Below are 13,123 nucleotides of genomic sequence, written 5' to 3' on the forward strand. Positions count from 1 at the left end.
TAACCGGTTACTGCAGGAGGGCTGCATTTTACTCTTACGGTTATGTGACATTGCGCATAGGGCCCCGGGCGGCTTGAACAGACGAGACCTGCACCGCATGGATTTTTTTCTCCGGCCAGTAAAACCCCTGAGCAAGATCGGCACCCGCCAGCGATGCCGTTCTGACGTCATTCTGACTCTCAACTCCTTCTGCAAGGACCACCGTTCCGAAACGCCGTGCTTCAGCAATCAGTTGTGCTAAACCCGCGCAATCGTTGCGATATTGCTGGAAAGCAGCGCAGTCGAGTTTCACCCCATCAAACACCAGCCCGCTATCGGCAAGCGTACTGTCATAGTCGCTGAGATAATCATCGAGCCAGACCTCCATACCGGCATGCTGAAGCCGCCGGAGATTCTCATCCAGTAATGCGAGCCTGGAGGCGTCAAGACGGGCGATTGCCATTGGGTCCTGAAGTTCAATGACCCCCAGTAAAGGGTCTTGCAGAAGCGCCGCGGCTCCCTCTTCGCTGGCGAGAATGGTCGTGGTGAGGTTAACAAAGAGCTTTACAGGGATTCTTTGTCTTGCAAGGGTGTTGAGCTGCCACTTTCTCAACTGCAGAAGCTGGGCGGAAGAGCACTGTTCAAACCACTCTGCAATATTGACCTCAGCGGGAGGCTCAGACAGTACCTCATATCCATGAAGTTGGCCGGTAGTGAGTGACATTATGGGTTGCAGTCGAATTGTAAAACGTTTCATGACGAGGCTGGTGTGTGATTTTATTGGTGGTTAATTCTATATCTCGCTCTCCATTTAATGGGATTAAACTTTGCAATCGGCGTAAAAATAGTTTTTTGTGCTGGTTTTGGGGCTTTTATCGGCTCGCTTAATGTTTTTCTGCGAGTGTTTATACCCTGTTCATCATATGTAGTTTTTTGGTTAAGATGGTCAGTCTGCTAATTAATGTAATTAAAAAAGGCAGACTGAATTGTAAATATTTAACCGGCCATGTAAGCACAGGTGCGCTGTTTTTAATCGCCTTAACCACACGAGCTTAAAACGCTAAAAGATAGAGTAATGTTGGTGGGTATACAGGCGAGGGAGGAAGGCAAAACGGAATGATATGGGTGTACCAGACTGATTTTTCAACAGCTTTTTTGAGGCGGGGGAGCACTGAGTTATCTGAAATGTATTTTTGTTGTGAATTTTAAGCTTAAATCTCATTAAAACTTGATTTAGATCAATTCTGTTCTGTGTTTTCAGTTTTTTCTCATCTTGAATGTTACTTATGTTACATTTCAAAGCAACCATTATTTCATTTAACTTGTTGTTTATTAATGTTTTTATATGTACCGACAGGCGGTATTGAGTATGTATTGAGCATTTCAGATGAGTCCCTTTCTTAATTTAATAATCCTGATTATTCCTGATTAGTCAAAGAGAGTTGGGTAAGTTGGTTCAAATTTATTATTAATTTTCAAGATTAAAATATTAAATTTTTGTCTTTTTAAGTAAATGATGCGATTTTTTGCCTGTGATACAGTGCAAAATTCTGACTATGTGGCCTGCATTATGTAATGTATCCTGGACTTCGCAAAAAAAATAAACTTCACAAGATGAAAATATTAAAAATGATCTGCGTCACGTACCAAAACAAGGTAACGCAACCAGGTGCCATTTCGCGTATGCCCACGCCCGGAGGAAAACTTACTTAACAAGAGTATATGTATATGAAATTTATAATGAATAAGCAGATAATTTTTGACTCAGATATGTGTACGTTGGGCCTCGAAGATTCTCAGGATGAGTTGATTCAAATTTCGAATCCTACAAAGCGACTTTTATTGTTGCTGATCGCCCATAAGGGAGAGGCAATAAAAAGGGAGGTTATATTTAAGAAAGTCTGGGACGACTATGGCATGGTTTCCAGCAACAATAATCTTAATCAGTGCGTAAGCAAGTTACGCAAGATTATGAAGAACCTTGGCATGGATGAGGAGGTGATTGTTACCGTTCCCAAAATAGGCTTTATGCTGCATCAGCAGGTTGATGTCGAAAAATGCTCAGAGTCGGTTGACGTCATCGAGGATGTCCCTTCTGAAACCGAAACCGCTTATATTGCCGACGGGCGTTTACTAAAAGGCAAAATTGCCGAACGCAGCACGGGCGAAGTATCATGCTGGTGCACTATGAAAACAGGAATATTAAATCAGCTGGTGCTTTTTTTCTCTGTTATGGCGCTGGGCGGGGCTGCAGGATTCTGGTTTGCCAGTAAGCCCGTGGAACGTAATGAGATTTACATAGGAAATGCTGGCTCCTGTAAGGTCATGATGTCTGAACAGGCGCTGAACAGTATAACCAATCCTGACGTAAAGAAAGGCGTGATGGATTTTGCGATAAAGCTAAATCCCGTCTGTAAGAGTAATGAGTATGTCCTGATCATCAAAAGCAGTTCGTTTAAAACGTATTCTTCCAATCTCTCGCGTCTCTACTTCATGCGCTGCGGCATAATGAGTGACGGCAAAGCAGAGATATGCTGGGGGTTATTGCCACCACGCTGAGTGCATTATCCTTTTATTTTCCCGGTATTCACCGGGAATTTCTCCTTCCTTCTGGATTACCGGTTTATTTCACCCAGACAGTCAACAGCCTTGTCTCACTCATCATCTTGCGAAAAGCATAATTCCTTTTCGTCTCCCTCACAGGCGCATAAGTAATCACTGCAATTATGATGTGGCCGATATAAAAAGCTTAATCCAATATTAAATATCCTTAAATTCCAGGATTATAATCTTAAGATTTGCGATTTAATAGTTAATTGTTTTTGCAGTAAGAATTTTCGTATAGATTTGTTTCTGCAACTTACCGGGCAGGGTTTACGCGTTCGCCTTTATTTGGCGTTCAATTTTATATGACCGGTTTGTCTGTAAAAAAAGGAAGTTTTCATTATCGGTTCAATTGATAAAACAGGAATAAGCGTTATGAACAAGAAAAATATTATTGCGTTAGTACTGGGATCATCTTTGGTCTCTGGTGGGGCTTTTGCTGCGTCTGACAACACCATCACGTTCCAGGGGGAAGTCACGGATGAAACCTGTTCAGTTGCCGTAAACGGTAACAGTGCCTCTCCGGTGGTGTTATTGCCAACGGTCAGCGCCTCTGATCTTGCCGCCAGCGGTGATACTGCGGGACCGGTCACGTTTGATATCGGGATCAGCGGTTGTACGGGTAACGCCAGTGGGGAAACGAAAATCTCAACGGTGTTTGTCGGCAACCAGGTAACGTCTAACGGTAATCTCGGCAATACCGGTACTGCGAAGAACGTTGAAGTCCAGATCCTGGATACCGCAAACGCCGTCGTGAACCTGAGCAATGGTTTCACCGGTAATGGCGACCTCAAGCTGGCAGCGAACCAGACGGAGGCCTCCGCGACCTATACCGCGCAGTATTATGCCAACGCAGCGGCGACGGCGGGTACGGTAGAGGCCACGTTGCAATACGCCGTTTCCTATCAGTAACAGGCCGCACTGGAACTAACGTGTGCACGTTTTGCAGGATGCAAACGTGCATATTCCACTCAGCTCATTGCAGTCAGGGTCTCGCCACACCAGGTTCATTCGGCCCGGGAGTTGTTAATAATGATAAGCGCATATCTTAAGCGTATCGCTCAGTACCTGCTTTATTTGCCATGTGTCCTGATGCTGACAAACACCGTATCCGCAAGCGTCACAATACTGGGTAGCCGGATTATTTATCCTGCCGGGGCCTTATCCGTCGACGTGCAGCTCAAGAACAATGACGACATTCCTTACGTGATTCAAACCTGGTTTGACGAAGGTGATATTAACGCGACGCCAGCTCAGGGCTCGAAAATCCCCTTTCTGACGACCCCACCCGTGTTTCGAATTCAGGCGAAAGCGGGACAAGTTATCCGCGTGACCCACACAGGCGCGCGCGATTTACCGCAGGATCGGGAATCCCTGTACTGGTTTAATGCGCTCCAGGTTCCACCCTCAAATCTCGAGAGTGAAAAAGGGCAGAACAAAATGCTGGTCATGCTGCGTACCCGGGTAAAAGTTATTTACCGGCCTGCCGGCATTGGCTCCCCAAAAAATCAGCTGAATGGGCTGCGGGTCAACGCCACTTTCGATGCGCAAAAGGGGTATGGAATTTCGATAGAGAACCCTCAGCCGTGGTATGCGTCATTGACCCTCATTGAGGCTGAGGTGGGGGGGAAAAAGCATACCCTCACAGCTGATACGGTAGCGCCTTTCGATCGTCAGACGTTTTGGTTTAACAACTGGAAAACCAAAACCGCGGGAAACGGTACGGTGAGGGTTTGGCTTGTCAACGATCAGGGAGCACGGATCAATGGGCAATATCCTGTCTCGTACCCCTGAGTTTCGACGCAATCTGCTGGCGCTGTGTATCTCATTGAACTGCACGGGTCTGGTGGAGGCGAAAGAATATGTTTTTGACTCTTCACTGCTGCAGGGCTCGTCCTGGGGCATGGATCTGGAGCAGTTCAACCGACATCAGGTCGCACCCGGACGCTATCTGGTTGATGTATATGTCAACAATACGCTGGTGAAAAGCGAAGAAAAGGTCATTTTTCGCGCTAAAACAGACGGCCAAGATCCTGAACCCTGTCTGGGCAAATCGCTCATGCAGGCCGCAAAACTGAAAGCAGCAAACCACAGTAATGAGACAGCGTGTCGCCTTTTGAGTGATTGGGCGGAACATGCTACCTGGCAGTTTGACCAGGCTTCATTGCGCCTTCAACTGGCTATCCCGATGACGGCGCTCCAGCATATGCCTCGCGGTTATATTCCGGTCAGTGAATGGGACGCGGGTATGGCGGCGATTTTTTTGCGGCATAACACCCGCTACACGTGGACGGAAAATACGGATACGCACTATCGCTATCACTATTTGTGGAGCGGTATCAATGCCGGAACCAACCTTGGACTGTGGCAGGTTCGACACCAGGGAAACCTGCGCTATGCGGACAGCAGCATAAGCGGAAGCGATTCGAGTTATAACGTCGTTCGAACCTGGGTACAACGTCCCATCGAACCGATCGATAGTGTGCTGGCGCTGGGGGATAACTATACCGATGGCAGCCTCTTTGGCAGCCTCTCGTTCAATGGGATGAAACTGGCAACCGATGAACGCATGTGGCCACAGGGGAAGAGGGGCTACGCTCCGGAAGTGAGGGGCGTGGCATCCAGCAGCGCGCACGTAGTGATTAAGCAGCTAAATAATGTCATTTATGAAACCAACGTTCCACCGGGACCATTCGTCATCAATGACTTATATAACACCCGCAGCCAGGGGGATCTTGAGGTTGAGGTCATTGAGGCTAGCGGGAAAACATCCCGTTTTACCGTGCCTTATTCCGCTGTGCCTGATTCCGTGCGCCCGGGCAACTGGCAATATGGTCTCTCATTCGGACGCGTTCGTCAGTACTACAGTATCGAAAACACCTTCATGGAAGGTGTGTTACAGCGAGGGCTGAGTAATGAAGTCACCAGCAACCTTGGCCTACGTGTGTCTAAGGATTACACGGCTTTTCTGGTAGGAGGCGTACTGGCGACAGATATCGGCGCCATTGGTCTGAATGCCACCTGGTCTGATGCCCTGGTTGAAAATGATGAGCGGCAACAGGGCTGGCGTGCAGAAATCAGTTACAGCAAGACGTTCACGGCAGGCACTAACCTTGTGCTTGCCGCATACCGCTATTCGACGAGCGGTTATCGCGATCTGGAGGATGTGCTGGGCATTCGTCGCCAGCAGAAAAACGGTACGGAGTACTATTCGGACACCCTGCATCAGCGCAATAGACTGACGGCGACGGTCAGCCAGCCGATGGGAAGCTGGGGGGTACTTAATCTGAGTGCCAGCACGGCGGATTACTATAGCAATCAGTCGCGTATGACCCAGCTGCAGCTGGGCTACAGCAATCAGTGGCGACGAATTAGCTACGGGGTGAACGTTGCCAGACAACGGACGAGCTGGGACTACGGACGCTTTTATACCAGCACCCGCGAGCCGGTTGATGACAGTTCAAAAGAGAAATACACCGAAAATACTGTCTCTTTCAACGTGTCGATCCCTCTCGACTGGGGCAACAACCTGGCATCGGCGGCATACAACTACAACCAGTCGCGGGCCAGCCGATCCTCGACCGTATCGTTAACCGGCACGGCAGGGGACGGTCGAGACAGATCGTACTCCGTATACGGCGGATATGAACGTTATCGGAATGGGAGCGGTGATAACGCCACGACGTTTGGCGGAAACGTTCAGGAAAATACCCGCGTGGGGTCCGTGCAAGCCAGCTATGACCAGGGGGATAACTACCGGCAGGCAGGGCTCGGCGCATCCGGAACACTGGTGCTACATCCTGGAGGATTAACGCTCGGGCCGTATACCAGTGACACGTTCGCACTGGTACACGCCGATGGCGCCCAGGGGGCGCGTGTACAGAACGGGCAGGGGGCAATTATTGACGCGTTCGGCTACGCCATTCTACCGTCGCTTTCCCCTTACCGTAGCAACACCGTCAGCCTGGACTCGCGCAATATGATGGCGGATGCCGAACTGAAAGGTGGAAATCAGCGCGTCGTGCCCTATGCGGGGGCCGTGGTCCGGGTGGACTTTGCCACGCTGAAAGGCAAAGCCGTTCTCATCACCCTCAACAACGGGGATGGGGAACTACCGCCAATGGGGGCGGAGGTGCGGGATGCCGAGGGAACATTGATTGGCATGGTGGGTCAGGGCGGCCAAATTTATGCCCGAGTCCCGGAGGCCTCCGGCGTATTGCGCGTGAAATGGGGCAAAGAGCGCGACCAGAACTGCCGTGTGCCGTATCAAATTACCGGGCGAAACGCAGAGCCGTTGGTTTACCTGAGCCAGATATGTGAAAAGGAGAATTAAAATGCAGGACTGGTTAAAACATTTTCTGGTACTGGGGCTGTTTTTGCTAATAAGCCAGCCCGCGTGGGCAAACTGCATCAGGGTCACCAGCACGTCATCACTTTCCAGCATGGCCATCGCGGCAGGGTATACCGCCGCTGACTGGACGGGTGCCTGTGATACCTGCCATGGCAATATTGGGCTGCCGGCGGTAATCAACATTAACAGCGGCACTAACTTTCAGCCGTCGGGGACGTTGCTTGCCAGCGCGGTGGGCAATTTTTTAACGGCAGCGACCAATAAAACCTATACCAGTAAGCAAATTCTATTTCGCTGTTCCATGTCTGACGCCGGCAGTTTATATGAAATGTATGCCACCAACGGTGACAACGCCTATACCGGCATGTATGCCTCCGCTGAAATTGAGGGTGCGTATTATGATGTCGCAAAAAACGTCGCGGTAAGAATGACCAATCTCAGCACCGGGGAATATTACAGCCGCTACTGGAAGCAAAGACAAATCACCTCGGCAGACTGGTATCAGGATGGAACCTATATTTACATTCCAGCCAGCGCATTCAGCAATGTGCTGTATGAAATGTATAAGATTTCATCCACTACCTATTATCTTAACGCCAGCAATTACTATAAAGATGCCTATACCCAACCGCGAGGTTATATTGCCTTTAAAGGTCCTGGGCTGGCATCAAATTCCATCGTGGTGGGCCAGGATAGCGCGGCTTATTATTATGGCTGGTATGCAAACTGGCCCGGTGCATGGAGTACCTACAATGCCGTGAGCTATGTCCGTGGCGCACTGTGTCAGGTTAAAGACTATCCCGCCGTTGTGCTTTTACCCACCAGCAGCTCCGCGGTGTTGCAGGCCGGTGGTAACAGTCAGGCACCATTCTCGGTCAGCCTTGAGTGTGAGTCAGGTGCGGTTTCCGGTACCGCCGCGTCCACGGCCAGCAAGGCAAACGTAGCCATGGGATTTTTGGTCAACCAGCCCGTAGCTGTCAGAGCTGCGCAGGCGCTGGGGCTGGTAACCAGCGGTGGAGGGCTAACCTGGTTACTGGATTCGCATTACGGCAACAGCGGCGTGGCTTCTGGCGTAGGTATAAAAATCCTTAACCGGAGCGGGAAGGCAATCAATTTGTTACCCGACAGAAGCACAACCGGCACGGGAAACTCGCGCGGCTGGTACGCGTATCAGGATCTTACCAACCTGACGTCGACGGGGGAGGTAAACACCTATACCGGTGACTTTACCGCATCATTAGAGGCCCTCAGTGGGCAGACTGTGACGCCGGGTACGGTTAATGCGCAATTACAAGTCGTTGTTAATTTCCAGTAGGCTTGCTCTGGCAGGCTTGCTGATGATGAGCCTCATTGGTGAGGCATTCGGCGTGGTTAATGTCGATCGGACTCGCGTGATTTTCAGCGCAGGCGAAATGGCCCAGTCGCTGAATCTCTCTAACGATGGTGAAACGCCAGCCATGATTCAGGTCTGGACAGACATGGGCGACCCGCTGGTGCCGCCGGATAAGGTCAGCACGCCGATTGTGGCTACACCTCCGGTTTTCAAAATGTTGCCGAAGGAAATTCGTTCGTTGCGTTTGCTACTTACGGCACGTCAGGGGCTGCCGAACGATCGGGAAAGCGTCTTCTGGCTGAATATTTTTCAGTTCCAGCCTGAGAGCGACCTGACCCGGCAGAAAAAGCAAAAGTTAATTCTGCCGTTACGCTTAAGGATGAAAGTCTTTATTCGTCCTGCCGGCATTGGCGACCCTGATGCGCTTCAGTATCAGACACTCCAGTTCAGGGCCCAGGATACCCGGTTAAACATTACTAACCCGACGCCCTGGAATATCAGCCTCAACGTTGAGATACCCGGGCAAAGGTCGCTGACCAATATTATGGTTTCGCCACGGACGGAACAGGCAGTGTCGCCTGATAAGCCCCTATTGCCGGGAATAAATTTAACCTATCGTGTGATTACTGATGACGGTAATTATCGTGACTATCAGACCGTAGTTCGAAAATAGTTTGCGGCGTTAGCATATATGGAAAAACTAAATATCGTTGTGGTAACAAACAACCGCTATTTTTCTCAAGGGATAATGTCCCTTTTAACCCAGGACGAGCAAGAGAGCTGCACTGTCTGGACGCCCGCGCAGGTGGGCGTAAATATCAATAAACATAAAGACGCTGATGCGGGAAGATGCTGGATTGTTGATGTCGATAACTATTTCAACAATACGCTCTTGTTTTTAGATCTTTTAACCGCGCTGGTGGATCTAAAGACCACCTTAAACCGGCGTCTGCGGGTCTTGCTTTGCTATAACAAATACATTTGCATGCCTTCGCGGGACTGTTATGCGTCTTTTTCAGTGGTTAATGCGGCTCGCGGTATAAAGAGCGTCGAGCATAAGTTCAGGTCCCTCTCCGGGCACGATCGGAAAGATGGAGAGGTAACGAAATCAGGGAATAAAACGGCGCTAACTCGCCAGGAATATCTCGTGTTAAATGCCTTGTCTCAGGGGCTAAACGTCAGTCAGGTGGCCGAAAGATATCACATCACACCAAAACGGGTCAGCCACCATAAATGTAACGGGCTGGCTAAAATGAAGAAAAAGCGTTTGTATGGCGTGTATGGAGAATAAGAAAACTATTCTCCATACAGGGCAGCGACAAGCGCGAGTTGATTAACGATACGCTGTCGCTGCTGGCAGCATTATGGGAAATCTCAGCGCTGTGAACAGCCTTTACACTGCTGGTTCTGGATCTGCTGGAAGAAATCGTTGCCTTTGTCATCCACCAGGATAAACGCCGGGAAGTTCTCGACTTCAATTTTCCAGATGGCCTCCATTCCCAGCTCAGGATACGCGACGCACTCCAGGCTCTTAATGCTGTTTTGCGCCAGCACCGCCGCCGGGCCGCCGATGCTGCCCAGGTAGAAGCCGCCGTGCTTATGGCAGGCGTCCGTCACCTGCTGGCTGCGGTTGCCTTTCGCCAGCATGATCATGCTCGCGCCGTGGGACTGCAGTAAGTCCACATACGAGTCCATACGTCCCGCCGTGGTCGGGCCGAGTGAGCCAGACGCGTAGCCTTCCGGCGTTTTGGCCGGGCCAGCGTAGTAGATCGGATGATCTTTGACGTACTGCGGCAGTTCCTCACCGTTATCCAGCAACTCTTTCAGCTTCGCGTGGGCGATGTCGCGCGCCACGATGATGGTACCGTTCAGCGACAGGCGGGTAGAGACCGGGTGAGCGGAGAGCTGCGCCAGGATCTCATTCATCGGCTTGTCCAGATTGATGCTCACCACGTCGCCTTCACCCTGCTGGCGCAGTGATTCAGGAATGTACTGGCCCGGGTTGTGCTCCAGTTTTTCAATCCAGATCCCATCGCGGTTGATTTTCGCTTTGATGTTGCGGTCCGCGGAGCAGGAGACGCCCATGCCGATCGGACAGGAGGCGCCGTGGCGCGGCAGGCGGATCACGCGGATATCGTGGGCGAAGTATTTACCGCCAAACTGCGCGCCGAGGCCGAGGTTCTGGGCTTCCTGGAGCAGCTCTTGTTCGAGCTGAACATCGCGGAATGCCTGGCCGTGTTCGTTACCTTCGGTTGGCAGCGCGTCGTAGTAGCGCGTGGAGGCCAGCTTCACGGTTTTCAGCGTGCTTTCCGCTGACGTACCGCCAATCACAAACGCGATATGGTAAGGCGGGCAGGCCGCAGTTCCCAGAGTGCGCATCTTCTCAACCAGATAGTTTTTCAGCTTTGCCGGGGTGATCAGCGCTTTGGTTTCCTGGTACAGATAGGTTTTGTTGGCAGAACCGCCGCCTTTTGCCATGCACAGGAATTTGTATTCGTCCCCGTCCACGCTGTAGAGATCAATCTGCGCGGGCAGGTTGGTGCCGGTATTGACCTCTTTATACATGTCCAGCGCCGCATTCTGCGAGTAGCGCAGGTTATCTTCAATGTAGGTGTTATACACGCCCTGGCTCAGGGCCGCTTCGTCACCGCCGCCGGTCCAGACGCGCTGGCCTTTTTTACCCATGATGATAGCGGTGCCGGTATCCTGGCAGGTCGGCAGCACGCCTTTGGCCGCGATTTCGGAGTTGCGCAGGAACTGCAGGGCAACGTACTTGTCGTTCTGGCTGGCTTCCGGGTCGTTGAGGATGGCGGCAACCTGCTTCTGGTGAGAAGGACGCAGCATAAATGCGGCGTCGTGGAAGGCCTGCTGCGCCAGCAGGGTCAGCGCTTCCGGCTCCACTTTCAGGATCTCCTGGCCTTCGAACTCGGCAACGGAGACGTGCTCTTTGGTCAGCCGGTAGTATTCGGTGTCGTCATGCGAAAGAGGGAAGGGGTTCTGGTAGATAAAGGGTTTGTTTGACAAAGCGTATTGCTCCACATCCCCGTCATACTTCAAGCTGCATGTGCGTTGGCTGCGTTCGTTCACCCCAGTCACTTACTTATGTAAGCTCCTGGGGATTCACTCTCTTGCCGCCTTCCTGCAACTCGAATTATTTAGGGTATAAAAAAATAAAACCGCCGGAGGAGAAGTCCGGCGGTCAGGAATCAGAACATCATGGACATCCACGGATAGCCAATTAGCAGCAGGGCCGCCAGGAAGATGGCACCGAAGATGGTGCCGAGGCGCCAGTAGTCTTTGGTTGGCAGGTAGCCGCTACCATAGTAAATCGGGCTTGGGCCAGTACCGTACGGGGTGATGATCCCCATCACGCCCAGCGAGGTCACCATCAGCAGAACAAACACTTCCATATTCATGCCCGGAATGGTGGAGGCGATGGTCAGCATCGCTGGCAGCAGCGCCGTGGTGTGCGCGGTGGTGCTGGCAAACAGGTAGTGCAGCAGGTAGAACGCCAGCAGCAGGACGATGGTCGCCACGCCCGGAGAGATACCGCTCATCAACAGACCGCCTTCTTTGCCTAACCAGCTGATAAAGCCGGTAGAGGAGAGGCCATCCGCCAGCGCAACCAGAGTGGCGAACCAGACGAAGGTGTTCCATGCGGCTTTGTTACCGGTGATATCGTTCCACTCCAGCACGCCGGTCCACAGCATCAGGCCGACGATGAGCAGGGCAGCCATAGCGGGTTCAATCCACGCAGCGGCGAAGATCCACATCAGCAGCGCGCAGCACACGAACACCAGCAGCAGGATTTCATTGCGGGACAGTTTGCCGAGTTTTTCCAGCTCACGGGTCGCCCACAGCGGCACTTCGTTGTTCACCTTCACTTCTGGTGGGTAGAACCAGTAGGCCAGCAGCGGCATGGCCAGAATCAGCAGGATACCCAGCGGCAGGAAGGCGAGGAACCAGGTGCCCCAGGAGATGTCGATACCAACCGTACTTTTCACCAGCGCCAGGGCCAGCAGGTTCGGCGCGAGGGCGGAGAGGAACATTGAACTGGTGATACAGGCCGCGGTGATCGCCACCCACATCAGGTAAGAACCAATCTTACGCGCGCTTGGGTCGTTCGGTTTAGAACCGTACAGCGGCGGCAGGTTAGCGATAATCGGGTAGATGGTCCCGCCGCTGCGCGCGGTGTTGGACGGGGTGAACGGTGCCAGAAGCAGGTCAGCAAACGTAATCGCGTAACCGAGCGTCAGGCTGCGACGGCCAAGGTATTTCACCAGAATCAGCGCCAGACGGCGGCCGAAGCGGGTTTTGTCATAGCCTGCGGCGAACATGAAAGCACCGAAAATCAGCCAGACGGTCGAGTTACCAAACCCGCTCACCGCCCACTTAAAGGAGGCGCCTGCCAGCTTGAATTTCGGGTCAGCCAGCTGCTCAGGGCTGAACAGCACCCACTGGCTGCACAGGGCAATGGCGACCACGCCGGTCAGACCGATCACCGCGCCCGGCAGCGGTTCGAAGATCAGACCGACGATCACGCCGACGAAGATAGCGAAGTAGTGCCATGCGTAAGGAGGCAGTCCTTCCGGTACCGGAACAAACAGCAGCAGTACGGCGACGACGATGGGTAACGCCATCATCAGCAATCGTTTTGCGTTTCCATTTGATGCCTGGTTCGCCACAGGGGGCGTTACAGCAGTTTTTGTATTCATAGTTTCACGTCTTAAGTTGTCAAAAATTCGGTCGCACTGAAAAACAAAATCACTTTCTTAAGTTTCTTTGCTTTTTTTAGTTATTAAAGATGCTGTTTTGTATTTTCAGTAATAGCAATTTAACGCTTTTATTGAGGCGCT

At 51.7% G+C, this 13,123-nt stretch carries 10 protein-coding genes; 7 read left to right on the forward strand and 3 right to left on the reverse strand.

All coding sequences use genetic code 11. The annotated features are described in order from the left end of the window. Positions 1–40: 40 nt before the first annotated feature. Positions 41–736: an EAL domain-containing protein gene (locus AC0TN7_RS03865; protein WP_473701856.1), complete on the reverse strand. Its 696-nt coding sequence runs from the start codon at positions 734–736 to the stop codon at positions 41–43. 983 nt (positions 737–1,719) lie between these two features. On the opposite strand from AC0TN7_RS03865, the gene AC0TN7_RS03870 reads away from it, so the two are divergent. From AC0TN7_RS03870 to AC0TN7_RS03900, 7 genes are all read left to right on the forward strand, one after another. Continuing rightward, the gene (locus tag AC0TN7_RS03870) at positions 1,720–2,538 is read left to right on the forward strand and encodes a winged helix-turn-helix domain-containing protein (protein ID WP_196243991.1); all 819 of its coding nucleotides are present in this window, start codon (positions 1,720–1,722) and stop codon (positions 2,536–2,538) included. 420 nt (positions 2,539–2,958) lie between these two features. Next, positions 2,959–3,495, forward strand: coding sequence for a fimbrial protein (locus tag AC0TN7_RS03875; RefSeq protein ID WP_024909755.1), 537 nt, complete (start codon positions 2,959–2,961; stop codon positions 3,493–3,495). Positions 3,496–3,675: 180 nt separating this feature from the next. Next, on the forward strand, positions 3,676–4,377 hold the full coding sequence (locus AC0TN7_RS03880; RefSeq protein WP_228117507.1) for a fimbria/pilus periplasmic chaperone: 702 nt from the start codon (positions 3,676–3,678) through the stop codon (positions 4,375–4,377). Next, complete coding sequence (locus AC0TN7_RS03885; RefSeq protein WP_024909753.1) at positions 4,361–6,916, forward strand: fimbrial outer membrane usher protein; 2,556 nt, start codon at positions 4,361–4,363, stop codon at positions 6,914–6,916. Before AC0TN7_RS03880 ends, AC0TN7_RS03885 begins: the two co-directional genes overlap by 17 nt. Before the next feature lies 1 nt (position 6,917). Then, on the forward strand, positions 6,918–8,249 hold the full coding sequence (gene stbD, locus AC0TN7_RS03890; RefSeq protein WP_148769008.1) for a fimbrial usher protein StbD: 1,332 nt from the start codon (positions 6,918–6,920) through the stop codon (positions 8,247–8,249). A gap of 22 nt (positions 8,250–8,271) precedes the next feature. Further along, positions 8,272–8,940, forward strand: coding sequence for a fimbria/pilus periplasmic chaperone (locus tag AC0TN7_RS03895; RefSeq protein ID WP_473701857.1), 669 nt, complete (start codon positions 8,272–8,274; stop codon positions 8,938–8,940). 18 nt (positions 8,941–8,958) lie between these two features. Then, the gene (locus tag AC0TN7_RS03900; RefSeq protein ID WP_080690935.1) at positions 8,959–9,558 is read left to right on the forward strand and encodes a LuxR C-terminal-related transcriptional regulator; all 600 of its coding nucleotides are present in this window, start codon (positions 8,959–8,961) and stop codon (positions 9,556–9,558) included. An 83-nt stretch (positions 9,559–9,641) separates the two neighbouring features. Here the strand turns inward: AC0TN7_RS03900 and fumA are convergent, their stop codons facing one another. Beyond that, positions 9,642–11,291, reverse strand: coding sequence for a class I fumarate hydratase FumA (gene fumA / locus AC0TN7_RS03905; RefSeq protein ID WP_473701858.1), 1,650 nt, complete (start codon positions 11,289–11,291; stop codon positions 9,642–9,644). Positions 11,292–11,473: 182 nt separating this feature from the next. Then, positions 11,474–12,982, reverse strand: coding sequence for an anion permease (locus AC0TN7_RS03910; RefSeq protein ID WP_073961501.1), 1,509 nt, complete (start codon positions 12,980–12,982; stop codon positions 11,474–11,476). Between the last annotated feature and the right edge of the window lie 141 nt (positions 12,983–13,123).

This window comes from Enterobacter sp. PL_is511 (genome assembly GCF_055816065.1).